General features: G+C 76.7%; 24 protein-coding genes and 1 rRNA gene. 14 read left to right on the top strand and 11 right to left on the bottom strand.

The features are described 5' to 3' along the window. The first annotated feature begins 93 nt into the window (after positions 1 to 93). From egtA to egtE, 9 genes are all read left to right on the top strand, one after another. Positions 94 to 1,356 carry an ergothioneine biosynthesis glutamate--cysteine ligase EgtA gene (gene egtA, locus ACI78S_RS22760; protein WP_456977253.1) on the top strand — a complete coding sequence of 421 codons (1,263 nt, stop codon included), beginning with the start codon at positions 94 to 96 and terminating at the stop codon, positions 1,354 to 1,356. After that, positions 1,353 to 2,657, top strand: a complete 1,305-nt coding sequence (egtB, locus tag ACI78S_RS22755; RefSeq protein WP_456977252.1) for an ergothioneine biosynthesis protein EgtB — start codon at positions 1,353 to 1,355, stop codon at positions 2,655 to 2,657. Before egtA ends, egtB begins: the two co-directional genes overlap by 4 nt. Continuing rightward, positions 2,657 to 3,352, top strand: coding sequence for an ergothioneine biosynthesis protein EgtC (egtC, locus tag ACI78S_RS22750; RefSeq protein WP_456977251.1), 696 nt, complete (start codon positions 2,657 to 2,659; stop codon positions 3,350 to 3,352). Before egtB ends, egtC begins: the two co-directional genes overlap by 1 nt. Further along, the gene (egtD, locus tag ACI78S_RS22745) at positions 3,343 to 4,305 is read left to right on the top strand and encodes an L-histidine N(alpha)-methyltransferase (protein WP_456977250.1); all 963 of its coding nucleotides are present in this window, start codon (positions 3,343 to 3,345) and stop codon (positions 4,303 to 4,305) included. The genes egtC and egtD overlap by 10 nt, the downstream gene beginning before the upstream one ends. Before the next feature lie 70 nt (positions 4,306 to 4,375). Continuing rightward, a complete protein-coding gene (locus ACI78S_RS22740) occupies positions 4,376 to 5,185 on the top strand; it encodes a DUF4397 domain-containing protein (protein ID WP_456977249.1) in 810 nt (269 codons plus the stop codon). 9 nt (positions 5,186 to 5,194) lie between these two features. Continuing rightward, positions 5,195 to 5,836, top strand: coding sequence for a class F sortase (locus ACI78S_RS22735; RefSeq protein ID WP_456977248.1), 642 nt, complete (start codon positions 5,195 to 5,197; stop codon positions 5,834 to 5,836). 44 nt (positions 5,837 to 5,880) lie between these two features. Further along, positions 5,881 to 6,474, top strand: coding sequence for an RNA polymerase sigma factor (locus ACI78S_RS22730; protein WP_456977247.1), 594 nt, complete (start codon positions 5,881 to 5,883; stop codon positions 6,472 to 6,474). Then, positions 6,455 to 7,189, top strand: a complete 735-nt coding sequence (locus ACI78S_RS22725; RefSeq protein WP_456977246.1) for an anti-sigma factor — start codon at positions 6,455 to 6,457, stop codon at positions 7,187 to 7,189. Before ACI78S_RS22730 ends, ACI78S_RS22725 begins: the two co-directional genes overlap by 20 nt. A 100-nt stretch (positions 7,190 to 7,289) precedes the next feature. Further along, complete coding sequence (gene egtE / locus ACI78S_RS22720) at positions 7,290 to 8,405, top strand: ergothioneine biosynthesis PLP-dependent enzyme EgtE (RefSeq protein ID WP_456977245.1); 1,116 nt, start codon at positions 7,290 to 7,292, stop codon at positions 8,403 to 8,405. Positions 8,406 to 8,462: 57 nt separating this feature from the next. Here the strand turns inward: egtE and ACI78S_RS22715 are convergent, their stop codons facing one another. The 3 genes from ACI78S_RS22715 to alc are packed head-to-tail and all read right to left on the bottom strand — an operon-like array spanning position 8,463 to position 11,303. After that, positions 8,463 to 9,836 (bottom strand): 8-oxoguanine deaminase, encoded by a 1,374-nt coding sequence (locus tag ACI78S_RS22715; protein WP_456977244.1) that lies wholly within the window; start codon positions 9,834 to 9,836, stop codon positions 8,463 to 8,465. A gap of 43 nt (positions 9,837 to 9,879) precedes the next feature. After that, a complete protein-coding gene (locus ACI78S_RS22710) occupies positions 9,880 to 10,176 on the bottom strand; it encodes a DUF4333 domain-containing protein (RefSeq protein WP_456977243.1) in 297 nt (98 codons plus the stop codon). Between the two features lie 5 nt (positions 10,177 to 10,181). After that, entirely contained in the window at positions 10,182 to 11,303 is a 1,122-nt protein-coding gene (gene alc, locus ACI78S_RS22705) for an allantoicase (RefSeq protein WP_456977242.1), read from the bottom strand. A 60-nt stretch (positions 11,304 to 11,363) separates the two neighbouring features. Here alc and ACI78S_RS22700 point away from each other — a divergent pair, with 60 nt between their 5' ends. Continuing rightward, on the top strand, positions 11,364 to 11,528 hold the full coding sequence (locus ACI78S_RS22700) for a hypothetical protein (RefSeq protein ID WP_456977241.1): 165 nt from the start codon (positions 11,364 to 11,366) through the stop codon (positions 11,526 to 11,528). Position 11,529: 1 nt separating this feature from the next. Here the strand turns inward: ACI78S_RS22700 and allB are convergent, their stop codons facing one another. Genes allB through ACI78S_RS22665 form a run of 7 tightly spaced genes read right to left on the bottom strand, consistent with a single transcriptional unit; the run spans position 11,530 to position 17,285 of the window. Continuing rightward, positions 11,530 to 12,843, bottom strand: a complete 1,314-nt coding sequence (allB, locus tag ACI78S_RS22695; RefSeq protein ID WP_456977240.1) for an allantoinase AllB — start codon at positions 12,841 to 12,843, stop codon at positions 11,530 to 11,532. Next, positions 12,840 to 13,547 (bottom strand): urease accessory protein UreD, encoded by a 708-nt coding sequence (locus ACI78S_RS22690; protein ID WP_456977239.1) that lies wholly within the window; start codon positions 13,545 to 13,547, stop codon positions 12,840 to 12,842. Before ACI78S_RS22690 ends, allB begins: the two co-directional genes overlap by 4 nt. A 56-nt stretch (positions 13,548 to 13,603) precedes the next feature. Next, positions 13,604 to 14,290 carry an urease accessory protein UreG gene (gene ureG, locus ACI78S_RS22685; protein ID WP_456977238.1) on the bottom strand — a complete coding sequence of 229 codons (687 nt, stop codon included), beginning with the start codon at positions 14,288 to 14,290 and terminating at the stop codon, positions 13,604 to 13,606. 18 nt (positions 14,291 to 14,308) lie between these two features. Next, on the bottom strand, positions 14,309 to 14,947 hold the full coding sequence (locus tag ACI78S_RS22680; protein WP_456977237.1) for an urease accessory protein UreF: 639 nt from the start codon (positions 14,945 to 14,947) through the stop codon (positions 14,309 to 14,311). A 15-nt stretch (positions 14,948 to 14,962) separates the two neighbouring features. Continuing rightward, positions 14,963 to 16,684 (bottom strand): urease subunit alpha, encoded by a 1,722-nt coding sequence (locus ACI78S_RS22675; RefSeq protein ID WP_456977236.1) that lies wholly within the window; start codon positions 16,682 to 16,684, stop codon positions 14,963 to 14,965. Beyond that, on the bottom strand, positions 16,684 to 16,986 hold the full coding sequence (locus ACI78S_RS22670; protein WP_456977235.1) for an urease subunit beta: 303 nt from the start codon (positions 16,984 to 16,986) through the stop codon (positions 16,684 to 16,686). The genes ACI78S_RS22675 and ACI78S_RS22670 overlap by 1 nt, the downstream gene beginning before the upstream one ends. Continuing rightward, positions 16,983 to 17,285, bottom strand: coding sequence for an urease subunit gamma (locus ACI78S_RS22665; RefSeq protein ID WP_456575435.1), 303 nt, complete (start codon positions 17,283 to 17,285; stop codon positions 16,983 to 16,985). Before ACI78S_RS22665 ends, ACI78S_RS22670 begins: the two co-directional genes overlap by 4 nt. 130 nt (positions 17,286 to 17,415) lie before the next feature. Between ACI78S_RS22665 and ACI78S_RS22660 the strand changes: the two genes are divergently transcribed. From ACI78S_RS22660 to ACI78S_RS22645, 4 genes are all read left to right on the top strand, one after another. Continuing rightward, a complete protein-coding gene (locus ACI78S_RS22660) occupies positions 17,416 to 18,117 on the top strand; it encodes a PadR family transcriptional regulator (RefSeq protein WP_456977234.1) in 702 nt (233 codons plus the stop codon). A 105-nt stretch (positions 18,118 to 18,222) separates the two neighbouring features. Next, on the top strand, positions 18,223 to 18,585 hold the full coding sequence (locus tag ACI78S_RS22655) for a GntR family transcriptional regulator (protein WP_456977233.1): 363 nt from the start codon (positions 18,223 to 18,225) through the stop codon (positions 18,583 to 18,585). Continuing rightward, positions 18,582 to 19,490, top strand: a complete 909-nt coding sequence (locus ACI78S_RS22650; RefSeq protein WP_456977232.1) for an ABC transporter ATP-binding protein — start codon at positions 18,582 to 18,584, stop codon at positions 19,488 to 19,490. The genes ACI78S_RS22655 and ACI78S_RS22650 overlap by 4 nt, the downstream gene beginning before the upstream one ends. Then, positions 19,487 to 20,188, top strand: coding sequence for a hypothetical protein (locus ACI78S_RS22645; RefSeq protein ID WP_456977231.1), 702 nt, complete (start codon positions 19,487 to 19,489; stop codon positions 20,186 to 20,188). The genes ACI78S_RS22650 and ACI78S_RS22645 overlap by 4 nt, the downstream gene beginning before the upstream one ends. A 152-nt stretch (positions 20,189 to 20,340) precedes the next feature. On the opposite strand, the gene rrf is transcribed toward ACI78S_RS22645, so the two are convergent. Further along, positions 20,341 to 20,410: ribosomal RNA gene (gene rrf / locus ACI78S_RS22640) — 5S ribosomal RNA — on the bottom strand; the annotation flags it as partial.

The following is a 20,410-nucleotide window of genomic DNA, read 5'->3' as shown; positions in this document are numbered from 1 at the left end:
GGCTGACGAGGACGGCCGCGCACGACCGGGCCGCCCCCGCACCGACCCGCGGTCGCTCGCCGACCGGTCCGGACCTGGAGGGGGTGGGTCCCCGTGGCCCCCGTTCCGCGCACGTGCCCTGCCGCTCCCCGCTCGGCCCTCGACGAGGCCGTCGAGCACGTCACCCGCGCCGCCCTGCGGCCCGGCCCCGTGGGCACGGTCGGGCTGGAGCTGGAGGGCCACCTGGTCGACCTGGCCGCCCCCGGCCGGCGGGTGAGCTGGCCGCGGATCCGCGCCGCGGTCGACGGGCTGGGGCCGCTGCCCGGCGGCAGCCGGCTCACCCTGGAGCCGGGCGGCCAGGTGGAGCTCTCCGGCCCTCCGGCGCCCGGCGTCGCGGCGGCCGTGGCGGCGCTGCGCGCCGACCGGCGGGTCCTGCTCGGGACGCTGGCCCGCGCCCGCCTCGGGGTCGCGGCGCTCGGCGCCGATCCGCTGCGCCCGCCCGGCCGCGTGCACCCGGGCGCGCGCTACGCGGCCATGGAGCGGCACTGGTCGGCCGTCGGCTGCGCCGGCCCGGGGCTGGCCATGATGACCTCGACCGCGTCGATCCAGCTCAACCTGGAGGCCGGACCGGAGTCGGGTTGGCGGGAGCGGGTGGCGCTCGCCCACCAGCTCGGTCCGGTGCTCGTGGCCGTCTCGGCCTGCTCGCCGCTGCTGGCCGGCCGCCGCACCGGCTGGCGGTCGTCCCGGCAGAAGGTCTGGGGCGAGATCGACCAGGCCCGCTGCGGCCCGCTGCTCGGCGGCGCCGACCCGGCCGGCGAGTGGGCCGCGTACGCGCTGTCCGCGCCGGTCATGCTGGTCCGGGACGCCGACGGCGGCGCCGCCCCGGTGCGCACCCGCACCGCCTTCGCCGACTGGCTCACCGGTGAGGCCGACCTCGGCCGCCGCCCGACGACGGCGGACCTCGACTACCACCTGACCACGCTGTTCCCGCCGGTCCGCCCGCGCGGCTTCCTCGAGGTCCGCTACCTCGACGCCGCCCCGGAGCCGTGGTGGCCGGCGCTGGCCGCCGTCACCGCCACGCTGCTCGACGACCCCGTCGCCGCCGACCTCGCGCGCGCCGCCAGCGCCCCGGCCGCCGGGGCCTGGGACCGCGCCGCCCGCGACGGCCTGGCCGACCCCGTCCTGCGGCCGGCCGCCGCCGGCTGCCTCGCCGCGGCGGTGGACCGCGTCCCCGCCGTCCTGCGGCCGGAGGTCGAGGCGCTGGCGGCGCTCGTCGACCGCGGGCGCAGCCCCGGGGACGCCGTCCTCGCCGCCGCCGCTCGGGGCGGCCCGGTCGCCGCCCTGCTGTCCGCCACCGAGACCCCGGAGGCACCGTGACCCTCACCGACGACCTGGCGCGGCAGCTCGCCGCCGCGCGCGACCGGACGCTGCTGCTCACCGACCACGACGAACCCGAGCTGCTGCGCCGGCACGACCCGCTGATGAGCCCGCTGGTGTGGGACCTCGCGCACATCGGCCAGCAGGAGGACCTCTGGCTGCTGCGCCGCGGCGACGCCCGCCGCGAGGGGCTGCTCCCGCCGTCGGTGGAGGCGCTCTACGACGCGTTCACGCACCCGCGCGCCGTCCGCGACAAGCTCCCCCTGCTGCCGCCGGTCGAGGCGCGGAGGTTCTGCGCCGAGGTGCGCGGCCGGGTGCTCGACCGGCTGGACCGCCTGGGCGCGGACCCGGACCGCGACGGCGGGGACCCGTTCGACTTCGCGATGGTGGTCAGCCACGAGCAGCAGCACGACGAGACGATGCTGCAGACGCTGCAGCTGCGCTCCGGACCGCCGCTGCTCGGTGCCGGTGCTCCGCTGCCCGCCGGCCGCCCGGGCGTGGCGGGCACCTCGGTCCTGGTCCCGGCGGGGGAGTTCGTGCTCGGCGTCGACGCCGCCGACGAGCCGTTCTCGCTGGACAACGAGCGGCCGGCGCACGTGGTCGACGTCCCGGCGTTCCGCATCGGCCGGGTGCCGGTGACCAACGCCGAGTACGCCCGGTTCGTCGCCGACGGCGGCTACGCCGAGCGCCGCTGGTGGTCCGACCGCGGGTGGGCGCACCGGCTCGCGGCCGGCCTGGAGCGGCCGCAGTTCTGGCACGCCGACGGCAGCCGCACCCGCTTCGGCGTCGTCGAGGAGGTGCCGCCCGACGAGCCGGTGCAGCACGTGACCTCCTTCGAGGCCGAGGCCTACGCCGCCTGGGCGGGGGCGCGGCTGCCCACCGAGGTCGAGTGGGAGAAGGCGGCCGTGTGGGACCCGACGACCGGCCGTCGCCGCCGCTTCCCGTGGGGGGCCACCGAGCCGACTCCCGCGCTGGCCAACCTCGGCGGGGCCGCGCTGCGCCCGGCGCCGGTGGGGGCCTACCCGGCGAGCGCCTCCCCCTGCGGCGCGGAGCAGATGCTAGGCGACGTCTGGGAGTGGACGTCGTCGCCGTTCCGGCCGTGGCCCGGCTTCCGGCCGATGCTGTACGCGCGGTACTCCGAGCCCTTCTTCGGCGGCGACTACCGCGTGCTGCGCGGCGGCTCGTGGGCGGTGGCGCCGGCGATCCTGCGGCCGAGCTTCCGCAACTGGGACCACCCGGTGCGCCGGCAGGTCTTCAGCGGCATCCGGCTGGCCTGGTCGGTCGACGAGAGGGACGCCTGATGTGCCGCCACCTCGCCTGGCTCGGCCGGCCGCGCACGCTGGCGTCGCTGGTCCTGGAGCCGCCGTCGTCGCTGCTCGTGCAGTCCTACGCGCCGCGGCGGCAGCGCTACGGCACGGTCAACGCCGACGGCTGGGGCGTCGGGTTCTACGTGCCCGGCCGCGCCGAGCCGGCCCGCTGGCGCTCGGCCCGGCCGCTGTGGGGCGACGCCTCGTTCGCCTCGCTGGCCCCCGTCCTGGAGAGCGGCTGCGTGCTGGCCGCCGTCCGCTCGGCGACGGTCGGCATGCCGATCGAGGAGTCCGCCGCCGCCCCGTTCACCGACGGCCGGTGGCTGCTCTCGCACAACGGCCGGGTCGACCGCGAGGTGCTGCCGCCGGCGCGCGCGGCGGAGTCGACGGTCGACAGCGCGCTCCTGGCCGCGCTGGTGTTCGAGCGCGGCGTGGGGTCCCTCGCGGCCACCGTCGCCGAAGTGGCGCGGGCCGACCCGGCCGCCCGGCTCAACCTGCTCGCCACCGACGGCACGCGGCTGCTGGCCACGACGTGGGGCGACACGCTGTGCGTCCTGACCACCGAGGACGGCGTCGCGCTGGCCAGCGAGCCCTGGGACGACGACCCCGCCTGGACCGACGTCCCCGACCGGCACCTGGTCGAGGTGACCCCCGACGGCGTCTCGACGGAGGAGATCGCGTGCAGCTGACCTACCACCTCGGCCCCGACGACGCGGCCGCCGCGCTGCGCGCCGACGTCCTCACCGGCCTCACCGCGACCCCGAAGTCGCTGCCCCCGCGCTGGTTCTACGACGAGCGCGGCAGCGAGCTGTTCGACGCGATCACCCGGCTGCCCGAGTACTACCCGACCCGTGCCGAGCGGGCGATCCTCGAGGCGCGGGCCGGCGAGATCGCCGCGGCCTCCGGCGCCGACCTGCTGGTCGAGCTGGGCAGCGGGACGTCGGAGAAGACCCGCCTGCTGCTCACCGCGCTGCGCGCGGCCGGGACGCTGCGCCGGTTCGTGCCCTTCGACGTCGACCCGTCGGTGCTGCAGGCGGCCGGTGCGGCGCTGGCCGGCGAGTACCCCGGCCTCGAGCTCGAGGGCGTGGTCGGCGACTTCACCCGGCACCTCGGCGAGCTGCCCCGCTCCGGGCGGCGCACGGTCGCGTTCCTCGGCTCCACCATCGGCAACCTGGAGCCGGCCGAGCGCGCGGCGTTCCTCGCCGAGCTCGCCGGCACGCTGCACCCCGGCGACTCGTTCCTGCTCGGCACCGACCTGGTCAAGGACCCCGCCCGGCTGGTCCGCGCCTACGACGACGCGGCCGGCGTGACGGCCGAGTTCAACCGCAACGTGCTCGCCGTCCTCGACCGCGAGCTCAAGGCCGACTTCGACCCCGACGCCTTCGCGCACGTCGCCTTGTGGGACGCCGAGCACGAGTGGATCGAGATGCGGCTGCGGTCGCTGCGCGAGCAGGTGGTCACCGTCGCCGAGCTCGAGCTGGAGGTGCCGTTCGCCGCCGGCGAGGAGCTGCGCACCGAGATCTCGGCGAAGTTCCGGCGGGAGGGCGTCGAACGCGAGCTGGCCGCGGCGGGGCTGCGCACGACGCACTGGTGGACCGACCCGGCCGGCGACTTCGGCCTGAGCCTCTCCGTCCCGGCCTGACTGCATCCGGGAGCGCGGGGTCGCCGGAAGGAGCGGGTGACAGTCCCCCTCCGACCCGGAAGGAACCCCCGTGACCCGGACCCGCACGGTCGCGCTCGCCGCCGGAGCTGCCGGCGCGCTGCTCGTGCTCGGCGCCCCGCCGGCGGCGGCGGCCGACACCGCCACCGTCTCGATCCTGCACGCCGTCCCCGACACCCCGGTGGACGTCTACGCCAACGGGCAGGAGCTGATCCCGGACTTCCAGCCCGGCACGCTCGCCGACCCGCTGGAGCTGCCCGCCGGCTCCTACGACCTCGACGTCTACCCGGCCGGCTCCGACCCGGCGAGCACGCAGCCGGCGATCAGCGCCGACGGCGTGCAGGTCCCGGCCGGCGCGAACGCCACCGTGGTCGCCCACCTGGGCGAGGACGGCGCGCCGCGGCTCACCCCGTTCGTCAACGACACCTCCGCCGTCCCGGCCGGGCAGGCGCGGGTGGTCGTGCGGCACACCGCCGCGGCGCCGGCCGTCGACGTGCGCGCCGGGGGCACCCCGGTGGTCCAGGGGCTGGCCAACCCGGACGAGCGGTCGCTGACCGTCCCGGCCGGCACGGTGAGCGCCGACGTCGTCCTGGCCGGCACCGACACGGTGGCGATCGGCCCGGCCGACCTCAGCCTGACCGAGGGCGCCACCACGGTCGTCTACGCGTGGGGCTCGCAGGAGGCCGGCTACGAGCTCGCCGTCCAGACGCTGACCGGTGCGCACTCCGCGCCGTCCGGCGTCCCGGGTGGCAGCGGCGGCCTGGTCGACGACGACCTGCCGCTGCCCCTGGCCGGGGTCGCGGTGGCCGGCCTGGTCGCCGCCGCCCTCGCCGGCCGCCGGCTCGTCGGCACCCGGGCCTGAGGCGGACCGGTGCGTCCCGCCGCCGCCGTCGCCGTGCTGGGCCTCGCCGTGGCCGTCGGCACCCCGGCCACCTGGGCGCTGACCCGGCCCGACGCGGCGGCGGGCGCACCGGTCGCCCGGGCGCTGGAGACGCCCCCCGCGCCCCCCGGACCCGGCGCGCCGGCGGTCTCCACCAGGGACGCCGCACCGGCCCGGGCCACCGCCGTCCCGGCGCCGGTGCGGCTCACCGTCCCCTCCCTCGGGATCGACGCCCCGGTCGAACCGGTCGGCGTCGCCCCTGACGGGCGGATGCAGATCCCCGACGACGTCGACGTCGCCGGCTGGTACCGCTTCGGTCCTCCCCCGGGGAGCGGGGGCAACGCCGTGCTCGCCGGGCACGTGGACGACACCGAGCAGGGGCTGGGCGCGCTCGCCCCCCTCCGCGGCGCGGCCGCCGGCACCGAGGTGCTGGTCGGCGACGGCGCCGGCGCGACGACCCGCTGGCGGGTGGTCTCCCGGGAGCTGCTGCCCAAGCAGCAGCTCCCGCTCGACGCGCTGTTCGCCCGCGAGGGCCCGCCCCGGCTGGTGCTCGTCACCTGCGGCGGGCCGTTCGACGCCGCGTCCGGCAGCTACCGGGACAACGTCGTCGTCGTCGCGGAGCCGGCGCCGTGACCGATCTCGCGCTCCGTCGCCCGCGACTCGGTAGCGTGCGACCCGTGGCGACCGAGGTTCCCCCGCGGACCCTCGAGCAGGTCGAGCCGGACGACGAGGAGGTCGGCCGGCGCTTCGCCGCGGGCGAGGAGCAGGCGCTGGCCTGGGCCTACGAGCGCTGGGCCGGCCAGGTGCACGGCCTGGCGGTGCGCGCCTTCGGCCCGGGCCCGGACGCCGAGGACGTCACCCAGCAGACCTTCGTCTCGGCCTGGACCGGGCGTGCCGGCTACCGGCCCGACCGCGGCCCGCTCCCGGCCTGGCTGGTCGGCATCTGCCGCCACAAGATCGCCGACACGTGGGAGCGGCTGGACCGGCAGCGCCGGACCACCGAGGCCGTGGCCCACGAGGCGGCGCCGGCCGCCGCACCCGGCGCCGTCGACACCGCCGTCGCCGACCGCGTGCTGCTGCTCGGCGAGCTGGAGCAGATCGGGCAGCCGCAGCGCGGCATCATCGAGCTCGCGTTCTTCGAGGACCTGACCCACGCCCAGATCGCCGCCCGCACCGGGCTGCCCCTGGGCACGGTGAAGTCCCACATCCGGCGCACGCTCGAACGCCTGAGGACACGGTTGGAGGTGGACGGTGCCGCACTGCACGCCTGAGCAGCTCGCGCTCGCCGCCCTCCGCGAGCCGCTGCCCGCACCCGACGCCGAGCACCTGGCCGGCTGCCCGCAGTGCGCGCGGGAGGTCGCCTCGCTGCGCCGCAGCGTCGACGCCCTCGCCGTGCCGCAGCTGGCCGCGCCGACGACGCCGGTCGCCCCGCCGCCGTCGGTGTGGGAGGCGATCGCCGAGCGCACCGGCGTCACCGCCCGGCCCCGGCCGGAGGTGGTCGCCTCGCCGCTGATCCCCGCGCCCGAGCCACCGCCGGCGCCCGTGGTGCCCCTGGCCCGGCCGCGCCGCACGGGGCTGCTGGTCGCGGCCGCCGCCGCGGTCGTCGTCGCCGCGGCCGGCACCACCGCCGTCGTCCTGGCCTCCCGGGACGACGCCACCGTCGTCGCCGCCGCGGCCCTCGACCCGCTCGACGACGCGCCCGCCTCCGGCACCGCCGAGGTGGTGGTGCGCGACGGCGAGCGGCTGCTGGAGGTGCGGCTCGACGCGGCGGCGCCCGACGACGGCTACTACGAGGTCTGGCTCATCGACGAGCGGGTCGAGGGCATGTACTCCCTCGGCGTGGTCCGCGAGGGGACGACGGACCTGCCGCTGCCCGAAGGCATCGACCTGACCGAGTACCCGATCGTCGACGTCTCGGTCGAGCCGCTCGACGGCGACCCGAGGCACTCGGGCGACTCGGTGGCCCGCGGCGTGCTGGAGAGCTAGCCCCGGCACGGGCAGGGCACCTCGGCGGCCGGCCGGGGCACCGCGTCCGCGCCGGCCGGCCGCCGCCGGGTCCCCCGGAGGGTGGCCTAGCGTGCCTCCCGTGGCCCTACCGCACGAGGACCTCGGCGCCTCCTGGCGCGCCGTCCGCCCCCGCCCCGCCGGGCGGCACCTGGACAGCGCGGCGTGCAGCCGGCAGAGCACCCGGACGCTGGACGCCGTGGCGCACCACGCCCGGCACGAGGCGGAGCTGGGCGGGTACGTCGCCGAGGCTGCCGCCGACGACCTGCTGCAGCAGGGCCGCTCCGTGCTCGGCGGCCTGGTCGGCATGGCCGCCGCCGACGTCGCCTTCGTGGAGTCGGCCCAGGCGGCGTTGGTCGCCCTGCTCTCCGGCTGGCGGCTGCCGGCCGGCTCGCGGGTGGCCTGCCTGCCCGGCGAGTACGCCCCGAACGTCGCCCAGCTGCGCGCGTACGGGCTGCGCCCGGAGCCGCTGCCCGCCGACGCCCTCGGCCGCGTCGACCTCGACGCCCTCGAACGGCTGCTGGACGACGACCCGCCGGCGTTCGTGCACCTCACGCACGTCGGCAGCCACCGCGGGGTGCTCCAGCCCGCGGCCGAGGTCGCCTTCCTCTGCCGCGAGTCCGGCGTCCCGCTGGTCATCGACGCCGCGCAGTCCCTCGGCCACGCCGACGTCGACGTCGGCGCCGACGTCGTGTACTTCCCGTCGCGCAAGTGGCTGGCCGGCCCGCGGGGCGTCGGGGTGCTGTGCGTGCGGCGGGCCCTGGCCGCGCGGCTGACCCCCGTGCTGCCCGAGCCGGACGACGTGCCGCCGGTGCGCGCGTTCGAGTCCGGCGAGGCGCACGTGGCCGGGCGGGTCGGGCTGGTGGTGGCCACCGGCGACCACCTCGCGGCCGGGCCGGACCGCGTGCGCGAGCGGCTGGCCGCGCTGGGCCGGGCCACCCGGGAGCTGACCGACGGCGTCGGCGGCTGGTCGGTGGTGGAGCCGGTGGACGAGCCCACCGCGATCACCACGCTGCGCCCGCCGGACGGCGTCGACGTCGTCGCCACCCGCACGCGGCTGCTGTCGGAGCACGGTCTCGTCGTCACCGCGATCGGGCCGGAGCGTGCGCCGGGCGAGCTGACCGGCCCGGTGCTGCGCATCTCGCCGCACCTCGACGCCACCCTCGACGACCTCGAGGCCCTCGCCGCCGCCCTGTGACGGGCTTTCGGTACAGAAAGCCCCCACTCCTCACGGGCTTTCGGTACCGAAAGCCCCTCAGGCGGCTGCCTGGATGCGCCGCGACACCCGGCGGTGGACGGCGAGCTGCTCGTCCAGCGCCGGGTGCACGGGGACGCCGTCCTCGACCACCGGCCGCCCGGCGACGACGGTGTGCCGCGCGGCCACCGGCCCGCAGCGCAGCCACGCCTCCACCGGGTCGGAGAGCGCGCCGGCGAACGCCGGCCCGGTGAGCGGCCACACCACCAGGTCGCCGCACGCCCCCACCGACAGCTCGCCGATCTCCCCCGCCCGGCCCAGCACCGCGGCGCCGCCCGCGGTGGCCATCTCCAGCGCGTGCCGGGCGGGCATCGAGGCCGCGCCGTGGCGGAGCTTGCCCTGCAGCATCGCCGTGCGGGCCTCCAGCCAGAGCGAGGCCGAGTCCGCCGACGCCGAGCCGTCCACACCGAGGCCGACCGGCGCCCCCGCCGCGCGCAGCTCCCGCACCGGCGCCAGGCCGCTGCCGAGGATCATGTTCGACGACGGGCAGTGCGCCGTGCCCACCCGCGCGGCGCCCAGCCGCCGCACCTCCTCCGCCGACGGCCACACGTCGTGGGCCAGCCACACGCGCTCGCTCATCCAGCCGACGTCGGCGAGGTAGTCCACCGGCCGGCGGCCGAAGCGCTCCAGGCAGAAGGCCTCCTCGTCCCGCGTCTCGCACAGGTGCGTGTGCAGCCGGACGTCGAGCTCCTCGGCCAGCTCCGCCGTCCGGGCCATGAGCGACGTCGAGACGCTGAAGGGCGAGCACGGTGCCAGCGCGATGCGGGTCATCGCCCCCGGCGAGCGGTCGTGGTGGGCCTCCACCAGCCGCTTGGAGTCGGCGAGGATCTCCTCGTCGTCCTGGACGACGGAGTCCGGCGGCAGCCCGCCGTCCTTGACCGACAGCGACATCGACCCGCGGGTGGGGTGGAACCGCATGCCCAGGTCGCGGGCGGCGGTGACCTCGGCGGTGATCAGGTCGCCTGCCCCGCGCGGGTGCACGTACAGGTGGTCGGTCGAGGTCGTGCAGCCGCCGAGCGCCAGCTCCACCAGGCCGACGTAGGCGCTGACGTAGGCGGCCTCCTCGTCCAGCCGCGCCCACAGCGGGTAGAGGGTGACCAGCCACTCGAACAGCCCACCGGTGAGCGCCGGCGCGAACGCGCGGGTCAGGTTCTGGTACAGGTGGTGGTGGGTGTTGACCAGGCCGGGCGTGACGAGGCAGCCGCGCGCGTCCAGCGTGCGGACGGCGTCGGGCCGCGGGTCGGCGGCCGCCCCCACGCCGCTGACCAGCCCGTCGGTGACCGCCACCCACCCGCCGGGGATCTCGCGGCGGGCGTCGTCGACGGTCGCGACGAGGTCGGCGTCGGTGACCAGCAGGTCGGCGGGCTTCTCCACCCCGGCATCATGCCCAGCCGCGTGGTGCGGCGGGGTGGCCGGCTCAGCCGGGCAGCGGCTCGGGATCGACCTGGATGTCGAAGAACGCCCGGCCGTCCTCCACCTCCGTCACCGTGGCGGTGACGCCGTACTCGCCCTCGACCCCCTCCAGGGTCACGGTGCACCGGGCGGTCGCCCCGACCTCGGCCGGCAGGTCCTCCGGGCAGTCGACGGCGGGCCGCGCCCCCGTCCGGGCCTCCAGGTCCTCGGCCACCGCGGCGGCGACGTCCGCCGCCGCCACCGAGTCGGCGCAGCCGGTCAGCAGGCCGAGGCCGAGCAGGAGGACGGCGATCCGGCGCACGCCCGTCAGCTTGCCGGACCCGCCAGCAGCCGGGCCACCGCGGCCGGCACGGGACCGGCGAGGGGGCGGGCGCCCACCAGCCGGCCCGCCTCGGCCGGCGGCACCCCGGCCGCGCCCAGCACCTCCAGCGCCTGGACGTCGGGCAGCGCGTCGAACCAGCGCCGGCCCAGCTCGGCCCGGCCCGCGGCCGTCGGCCGGCCCCACAGCCGCAGCCGGGCCATGCCCCCGTCGGGGAAGACGTCGAGCCGCACCCGCCGCACCCCCGGGGCGTCGGGCAGCACGAACCGGTGCCGGGTGTCGGGCTGCAGGCGGGTGCGCGGCAGCAGGGTCACCTCCCCGTCGTCGGTGAGCCCGGTGAGCGCGGCGGTGCCCGGGGCGTTGCCGAGGAACCACGTGGTGTCCAGCTCGGCCAGCGCGACCACGCCCTCGCAGGCGAGGGTCACCTCCACCCAGTCGTTGCCCTCGCCCCGGCGGCGGCGGGTCTCCCAGCCCTCCCCCATCGACCGCGCCTGCCCGGGCGCGAGCAGCTGGGACGGTCGGCCGTAGAACTCGTCGCTCACCCCGGTCACCCGCGCGCCGTTCTCCAGCGCGGCGAGGTCGACCGGCCCCGCGTCGAGCAGCCGCGGGTCGGGGACGGCGGTGCCGTGCACCCGCAGCCGGGCCACGCCGCCGTCGGGGTGGATCGACAGCCGGACGTGGGTGACCCGCCGGTCGCTGTCGACGGCGAAGGCGTTGGCGGTGTCACCGGCGAGGTCCGACAGGGGCAGCAGGGGCTGCCAGTCGGCCTGCTCGAGCTCGGGGACGGTCGGGTAGCCCTCGACCGCCGCGCCCTCCACCGATGCCCGGGGCGGGTAGTTGCCGGTGAAGAAGGCCGTGTCGACGACGACGCCGGCGACGACGCCCGGCACCCCCAGCCGCACCAGCGCCCGGTCGTGCCCGGGCGTGCGGCGCCGCCGGGTCTCCCAGCCGTCGTACTCCTTGCCCCTGTGCCCGAAGTCGGCGCGCGCGGCGGCCGGGGCGTCGAGGACGAGGTTCTCCTTGGCGGCGAAGGACTCGTCGTTCGCCGCGACGACGGCGCCGCCGAGCGAGCGGGCGGCCAGATCGGGGAGCTGCCGGAAGTCGGTCATCGGGCGTCACTCTGGCACGGCAGGGGTAGGGCATCGACGTCCGAACACCTTGGAGGAACCGTGACCTCTCCGAACGACGACGACCTGCGCGAGCGCGCCCGCCGGCACGTCGAGCAGCTGCCGGCCGAGACCGCACTGGGCAACGCCGACCCGGCCGGGGGCGTGGCCGACGACCCGGAGGTCCTCGACGAGGCGGCCCGCGAGGAGGGCGAGCAGCGCAGCTGAGTCACGGGCACCCGCGGCTGAGGAGCCGGCCGCGGGGCGACCCGTCGGCGGGCTCGCCGCGAAGCCAGGTGCGCCGCACGCGCCCGGTGAGCCGCCGCCCCGCGTAGGGCGTCACCGGGTGGCGGTGCAGCAGCTCGGTCACCGTCCACGGCTCCTCGGGGGCGAAAGCGACCAGGTCGGCGTCGCGGCCCACGGCGATCTCCCCCTTGCCGGGCAGCCCGGCCAGCCGCGCCGGCGCGGCCGCCATCCAGCGCGCGACGTGCGACAGCGTCAGCCCGCGCTGCCGGGCGCCGGTCCACACCGCCGGCAGCGCCACCTGCAGCGAGGCGATGCCGCCCCAGGCCAGGCCGAAGTCGCCGACGTCGAGCCGCTTGAGGGCCGGCAGGCACGGCGAGTGGTCGCTGACCACCATGTCGACGTCCCCGTCGGCCAGCGCCGCCCACAGCGCCTCCCGGTGCGCGGCCTGCCGGATCGGCGGGCAGCACTTGAACGACGTCGCGCCGTCCGGCACCTCCTCCGCCGCGAAGGTCAGGTAGTGCGGGCAGGTCTCGACGGTGATCCGCACGCCCTCGGCCCGGGCGGCCCGCAGCACCGGCAGGGCGTCGGCGTCGGCCAGGTGCACGACGTGCACCCGCGCGCCGGTGTCCCGGGCCGCGGCGACCAGCCGGCCGATGGCGCTCTCCTCCGCCGCCGCCGGGCGGGAGGCGAGGAAGGCGGCGTAGCTGGCGCCGGCCGGCGCCGGCGCGGAGGCGATCACGTCCTCGTCCTCGCAGTGCGCGATCAGCAGCCCGTCCACCTCGGCCAGCGCGGTCAGCGCCGCGCGCAGCCCGGCGTCGTCCAGGGGCGGGAACTCGGGGACGCCGGAGTCGAGCAGGAAGCACTTCACCCCGACCGCGCCGGCGGCCAGCAACCGCGGCAGCTCGCCGGCGTTGCCGGGCACCGCGCCGCCCCAGAAGGCGGCGTCGACGGCGACCTTCCCCGCCGCGGCCTGCCGTTTCACGTGCAACGCCTCGACGTCCACGGTCGGCGGGACGGAGTTGAGCGGCATGTCGACGACCGTGGTGACGCCGCCGGCCGCCGCGGCGCGGGTGGCGCTCTCGAAGCCCTCCCACTCCGTCCGCCCGGGCTCGTTGACGTGCACGTGGCTGTCGACCAGCCCGGGCAGCAGCACCTCGTCGTCGGCCAGGGTCGTGGCGCCGGGCGGCGCGTCGTCGAAGCCGGTGACGCCGGTGATCCGACCGCCGTGGGTGTGCACCGTGGCGGGGCGCTCGCCGTCGGGCAGCACCACCCGCCGGGCGCGGACGACGAGGCTCACGCGGGCCCGCCCGAGGCCGGGACGCCGGCGGGGTCGGCCACCGACCTCGCGACGTCGTGCAGCGCGCTCCCCCACGCCGTCGTCACCCACCCGCCGGGCAGCGGCAGGCGGACGACGTCCGGCCCGGTGGCGACGCCGGCCGCTGCTCCCAGGTGCACGGTCGAGGCATACGCCCGCGGGGCGACCGGCGGCAACCAGGCGGGGCTGCCCGGCCCCAGGTCGACGGTCGTGTGCAGCACCGGGACGCCGTGGCGCTCCACGCGCGTGGTGCCGGTCCAGCGGCCGGGCTCCTCCCGCGTGCGGCCGAGCAGCACCTGCTCGGTGGCGGTGAGGACGGCGCCGGCGCCCAGCTCGGCGGTGAGCTCGGCGACGTGGTGCGCCCGGGTCGCCACGACCGTCGGCTCGGGCCGCAGGTCGAGGGAGCCGGCCACCGTCGCGTGCACCCGCTGCCGGGACGGCGCCCCGCCCGCCCGCGCCGGCAGCGCCACGGCCGCGGCGACCGTGCGCACGGCGAGGGTCGCCCCCTCCTCGACGACCAGCCGGATCGTGGCGTCGTCCCCGCCGAGCGGGCCGAACGCGGTGGCGACCAGGTGCACCGTGGTCGGGCCGGTGCGGCGGACGGCGAGCTGCCCGCTCGCCCGCACCACCGGGAGCACGGTGCGCCCGCCGACGGCCGTGGCGACGACCTCGACGAGGGTCCTCATCTACGGCCCCACTCCGCGGCCGCTCCGCTCCTCGCTGGCAGAGCTCGCTGCGATGCTCACGCCCGCGTCGCGTTCGCACCCGCGGGCCCGCGGGCCCGCACCTGCGCGCGCACCCACTCGGCCACCTCGGCGGCCGACGGGTCCTCGCGCAGGCTGATCAGCAGCGTCGGCCTGCCCTGCCGCACGACCGCCGAGTCGCGGCGCATGACGTCGAGGTCGGCGCCCACCAGCGGGGCCAGGTCGGTCTTGTTGACCACCAGCAGGTCGCTCGCGGTGACGCCCGGCCCGCCCTTGCGCGGCACCTTGTCCCCGCCGGCGACGTCGATGACGAAGATCTGCACGTCGACCAGTCCGTAGCTGAAGCTCGCCGTCAGGTTGTCCCCGCCGGACTCCACCAGCACCAGCTCCAGCCCCGGGTGCCGGGCCTCGAGCAGCTCGACCGCGTCGAGGTTGGCGGTGATGTCGTCGCGGATGGCCGTGTGCGGGCAGCAGCCGGTCTGCACCGCCTCGATCCGGTCGTCGGGGAGGACGGCGTTGCGGCGCAGGAAGTCGGCGTCCTCGGTCGTGTAGATGTCGTTGGTGACGACGGCGAGGTCGAGCTCGACGCCCAGCGTGCGGCACAGCGCCGCCGCCAGCGCGGTCTTGCCCGAACCGACGGGCCCGCCGAGGCCCACCCGCAGCGGACCGTGGCGGTGCTCGCGCGGCGCGTCGACGTAGTCGTCCAGGTTGTGGTCAGGCGGCATGTGCACTCCCGGTAGGACTCATGAGGCGAAGTAGCGGTCCCCTCGTGCGAGGTGGACCTCGGCGAGGAGGTCGAGCAGGGGGTCGGCCGCCGCCGAGATCTCACCTTCACGGCCATCTCGGTGGGCGACGGCGTCGATCTCGGGGGCGAGCCGGGCGGTGAGCGCGGCGACGGCGAGCGGGTCCATGGCCAGCAGTCGCTGGGCCGCGGTGGCCGGGCCGCTCACCGACAGGTAGGCGGCGGCGGCCGCGGCGTCGCGCGGGGTGAGCCCGCCGGCGTGCGCGGCGACGCCCAGGGCGAGCGGGTGGTGCGGCCGGTCGGGCAGGTCGTCCCAGGACGGCGACGGCCAGGCCCGCCGCCCCACCCGGACCAGCCCGCGCCCCTGCGCCCGGGACGCCGTCCGCAGCGCCGGCGAGGGCGTGCGGGCGTCGGCCTCGAGGTCGAGGCGGGCGAGCTCGGCGGCATCGGCACCGCAGGCCGCGGCGGCCAGCCCGGCGGCCACGGCGCCCGACGTGTGCAGCCGGCGCCGCAGGAACGCCGTGAGCGTCCCCGGGTCGCGCACCACGCCGGCCGCGATCGCCTGCTCCACGCCGCCGGAGTGGGTGTGGCCGCCCGCGGGCAGCCGCGAGTCGGCGAGGGTGAGCAGCGCAGCGTTCATGGGAAGAGCCGCCCCCTAGAACAGGAAGTAGCGCTGGGCCATGGGCAGCTCGCGCACCGGCTCGGGCTCCCACACCTCGCCGTCCACGGTGACCGTGAAGGTGTCCGGGTCCACCCGGATGTCGGGCAGGGCGGTGTTCTCGGGCATGTCCGCCTTGGTCAGCCGCGTGGTGTCGGTGACGGCGGCCAGCCGCCGCTCCACGCCGAGCCGGTCGGCCAGCCCGGCCTCCAGCGCCGCGGGGGCGACGAAGTGCAGCGAGGTCTTCGCGGGCACCCGCCCGTACGCGCCGAACATCGGCCGCGGCAGCTGGGGCTGCGGGGTGGGGATGGACGCGTTCGCGTCGCCCATCTGGGCCCAGGCGATCATCCCGCCCTTGAGCACGGCGTGCGGCCGGACGCCGAAGAGCTTCGGGTCCCACAGCACGAGGTCGGCGAGCTTGCCCGGTTCCACCGAGCCCACCTCGCCGTCGATGCCGTGCGCCACCGCCGGGCAGATCGTGTACTTGGCGACGTAGCGGCGGGCGCGCAGGTTGTCCGCGGCGCCGTCGCCGGCCAGCGACCCGCGCTTGCGCTTCATCACGTGCGCGGTCTGCCAGGTGCGCAGCACGACCTCGCCGACCCGGCCCATCGCCTGCGCGTCGGAGCCGATCATCGAGATGGCGCCGAGGTCGTGCAGCAGGTCCTCCGCGGCGATCGTCGTCGGCCGGATCCGGCTCTCGGCGAACGCGAGGTCCTCCGGCACGGAGGAGTCCAGGTGGTGGCAGACCATGAGCATGTCGAGGTGCTCGTCGAGGGTGTTCACCGTGTGCGGCCGCGTCGGGTTGGTGCTCGACGGCAGCACGTTCGGGTGCCCGGCGACGGTGATGATGTCGGGCGCGTGGCCGCCCCCGGCGCCCTCGGTGTGGTACGCGTGGATCGACCGGCCGGCGATCGCGGCCAGGGTGTCCTCGACGAAGCCGGCCTCGTTGAGCGTGTCGGAGTGCAGGGCCACCGGGACGCCGTTGCGCCCGGCGACGGTGAGGCAGGCGTCGATCGCCGCCGGGGTGGAGCCCCAGTCCTCGTGCAGCTTGAACCCGCTGGCGCCGGCCTCCAGCTGCTCCTCGAGCGAGTCCAGCGAGACCGTGTTGCCCTTGCCGAGCAGCGCGACGTTGACCGGCCAGGGGTCCATCGCCTCGAGCATCCGGGCGAGGTACCAGTCGCCCGGGGTGATGGTGGTGGCCTTGGAGCCCTCGGCCGGGCCGGTGCCGCCGCCGATCAGCGTGGTGACGCCGGAGCCGAGCGCGGTGGGCACGATCTGCGGGCAGATGAAGTGCACGTGGCAGTCGATGCCGCCGGCGGTGAGGATCTTGCCGTTGCCGGCCAGCACCTCGGTGCCCGGCCCGATGACCAGGTCGGGGTGGACGCCGTCCATCGTGTCGGGGTTGCCGGCCTTGCCGAGCGCGACGATCCGCCCGTCGCGGACGCCGACGTCGGCCTTGACGATGCCCCAGTGGTCGAGGACGACGGCGCCGGTGATCACCAGGTCGGGGGCCCCCTCGGCGCGGGTGGCCCGGCCCTGGCCCATCGACTCGCGGATCACCTTGCCGCCGCCGAAGACCGCCTCCTCGCCGGCCCGGCCGGGGCCGCCGCAGCGGTCCTCCTCGACCTCGACGAGCAGGTCGGTGTCGGCCAGGCGGACGCGGTCGCCGGTGGTGGGGCCGTAGAGCTGGGCGTAGCGCTCGCGGGACAGCTGGACCACTAGCCCAGGCCTCCTTCTGCGGTCAGGCCCGGCACCACGCGGGCGCCGGCCAGGGGGACCAGGGTCACGGTGCGGGTGATGCCGGGCTCGAAGCGGACGGCGGTGCCGGCGGCGATGTCCAGCCGGTGCCCGCGCGCCGCGGCCCGGTCGAACTCCAGCGCCCGGTTGGTCTGCGCGAAGTGGAAGTGCGAGCCCACCTGCACCGGCCGGTCGCCGGCGTTGTGCACCTCGAGCTCGATCCGCGCGGCGCCGGGCAGCGTCTCGATCGTGCCGTCGGCCGGGAGCACCTCTCCCGGCTTCACGGGATGGGGTGGTGGACCGTCACCAGCTTGGTCCCGTCCGGGAAGGTCGCCTCCACCTGCACCTCCTCCAGCAGCTCGGGGACGCCGTCCATGACGTCGTCCCGGGTCAGCACCGTGCGGCCGGACTGCATGAGTTCGGCTACCAGGACGCCGTCCCGGGCGCCCTCCAGCACGTGGTCGGTGATGACCGCGGTGGCCTCGGGCAAGTTGAGCCGGAGCCCGCGTGCGCGCCGCCGACGGGCGAGCTCGGCGGCGTAGGAGAGCAGCAGCCGTTCCTGCTCGTGGGGGGACAGGTGCACGCGGGAGACCTCCGGTCGTCGGGGGTTCGGACGCTAACCCGGCCGTGTAACGGGCCTGTTGCCGAGCAGCCTTGCGACGCGACACAACACGATATATCGTGAGGCCATCGACAACGATCGGAGGTGTGCCATGAGGCCCACGAACCCGTGGATGCGGCCCGGCCGCTCCCCCTTCGCGTTCGGCGCTCCCGGGACCGAACCCGGCGCGCGCCGTCGCCACCCGCACGACCACCCCGGGCGTGACCGCGGTGAGGGACCCCGCCGCCACCACCGCGGCGGACCCTTCGAGCGCCCCGCCGGCCCCGAGTTCGGCCCCGGCCCGGGCCCCCGGCGCGGCGGACGGCGGGGTCGCGCCGGTCGCGGCGACGTCCGGACGGCGATCCTGCTGCTCCTCGCCGAGCAGCCGATGCACGGCTACCAGCTCATGCAGGCCGTCGCCGACCGCACCGCCGGCGCCTGGCGGCTCTCCCCCGGCGCGGTCTACCCGACCATCGCGCAGCTCGAGGACGAGGGCCTGGTCCGGGTCAGCACCGAGGGCGGGCGCAAGCTCGTCGCGCTCACCGAGGCCGGCCGCGAGCACGTCGGGACCCTCGGCGGCGTCGACCCGTTCGCCGCGTTCACCGGCGACGGGGAGCGCGTCGACCTGCGCGGCGCCGTCGGCGAGCTGATGGGCGCCGTCCACCAGCTCGGGCGGGTCGGCGACCCGGCGCAGCTCGCCGCGGCGGCCAAGGTCCTGGCCGAGGCGAAGCGCTCGCTCTACCTGCTGCTCGCCGGCGAGGCGCCCGCGGAGCAGGTGCGGGACGAGGCAGGGGAGCCCCCGACGCCCGGCTGATCCCGCGCGAGGGGCTTGCGCTCCCGAGCCCGGTGGTTCTACGGTTCATTACATGAGTAATGAACCCACGAGCCACCGGGCTCTTCTCGTGGGCGCGGCGCCGACGTGAACGAGGACGGCGGGCCGATCTTCCGGCAGATCGCGACCCAGCTGGAGGACGCGATCGTCGACGGCTCCCTCCCCGAGGAGAGCCAGGCGCCGTCCTCCAACGAGCTGGCGGCGTTCCACCGGATCAACCCCGCGACCGCGGCCAAGGGGCTCAACCAGTTGGTGGCCGACGGTGTGCTCTACAAGAGACGAGGAGTAGGGATGTTCGTCGCCACCGGCGCGCGCGACCAGCTGCTGAAGCGGCGGCGCAGCGAGTTCGCCGACCAGTTCGTCGTACCGCTGCTGGCCGAGGCCGGGAAGCTCGGCATCTCGGTGGCGGAGGTCCGCGACATGCTCGTCGAGAAGGGGGCGCAGCAGTGACCGCCACCGCAACGGTCGAGGGCGTCACCATGCGCTTCCGCGAGCACACCGCGCTCGACGCCGTCACCACGGCCATCGCGCGGGACAGCATCACCGGCCTGCTCGGGCGCAACGGGGCCGGCAAGACCACGCTCATGCAGCTCCTCACCGGCCACCGCGTGCCCACGACCGGGCGGGTGGAGGTGTTCGGCGGCGACCCCTACGAGAACGACGCCGTGCTGAGCGGGATCGCGTTCATCAAGGAGGGGCAGCGCTACCCGGACCTGTTCCGGGTGCGCGACGCCCTCGACGCGGCGGCGCTGTTCTACCCCAACTGGGACGACGACCTGGCCCGCTCCCTGGTGCGCGACTTCGACCTGCCCGAGAAGCGGACGATCAGGAAGCTGTCGCGGGGCATGAACTCGGCGGTCGGCATCATCATCGGCCTGGCCTCCCGGGCGCCGCTCACGCTCTTCGACGAGCCGTACCTGGGTCTGGACGCCGTCGCCCGGCAGCTGTTCTACGACCGGCTGCTCGCCGACTACGCCGAGCACCCGCGGACGATCCTGCTCTCGACGCACCTCATCGAGGAGATCGCCGACCTGCTCGAGCACGTGATCCTCATCGACCGCGGTCGCATCGTGCTGGACGACGACGCCGAGTCCCTGCGCGGCAGCGCCGTGACGGTGACCGGCCCGCGCGAGCGGGTGGAGGCCTTCGGGGCACGGCACGAGCTGCTGCACGCCGAGTTCCTGGCCGGCTCCGGTCGCGCCGTCGTCCGCCTCGAGGACGACGACGACGACCCGGCGGCCGCCGGCCTGGCCGCCGAGCCGACCCCCCTCCAGCAGCTGGTGGTGGCGCTGAGCCTGCGCACCGCGCAGTACGACCACACCGCCCGGCCCGACCTCGAGGAGGTCTCCCGATGAACCGAGTCCTGGCCGTCGCCCGGCTGCACCTGTTCCACCCGCTGGTGGGCTTCGGCGTCCCGTGGGCGATCGCCCTGTTCAGCTTCGCGATCAACTGGTCCGTCTGGCGGCTGGCCGACGTCGGGGCGCAGCCGGGCTCGGGCAACTTCACCGGCGGGGTGCTCAGCCTCTACGTCACCCTGGCGGTGGTCTACGCCCAGGCGGTCACCCAGATGCTCCCGTTCGCGATGGGCGTGAGCTCGAGCCGGCGCACCTTCTATCTGGGGACGGCCCTCGTGGGCGTGGCCGAGGCCCTCGGCTACGGCGTCGCGCTCTCGGCCCTCGCCTCGATCGAGGGGGCGACGGACGGGTGGGGCGTCGGGCTGCACTTCTGGGCACCGACGTTCGTGGACGTCGACGACTTCTTCCTGCAGATCGCCGTCTCCGGGGCGCCCATGCTGGCGTTCATCGCGATCGGCGCGGGCGTCGGCGTGGTGCACAAGCGCTGGGGCGCCAACGGCGTCTGGGCGCTCACCCTCGGGACCCTGGTGGTCCTCGGAGCGCTCGCCGTACTGGCCACGGCCGTGGACGCCTGGGTTCCGATCGGCACCTGGTTCGCCGACCGGTCCGTCGTCACGAACACCGTGGCGCTGCCGGCGGTCCTGGCCCTGCTCGCCGCGGCGCTGACCTGGGGCGGACTCCGCCGCGCCGTGCCCTGATCCGGTACGCACGCACGCGGCGCCGGGAGCGACACCGCTCCCGGCGGCGCTGCGTTTCCCGGGAGCCGTTCCCGACCCGCGTCCGATCTCGTCACGGGCATGCGAGACGGGGCCCGCAGCCGGTTGGCTGGGGCCCCGTGTCGGGTGGTTGTGTCCGGCGGCGTCCTACTCTCCCACCCCGTCTCCGGGGCAGTACCATCGGCGCTGAGAGGCTTAGCTTCC

The sequence above is a fragment of the Geodermatophilus sp. SYSU D00815 genome (assembly GCF_054050035.1).
Note: the sequence above shows the minus strand (reverse complement) of the source record. Positions and strands in the feature narration are given on the sequence as shown.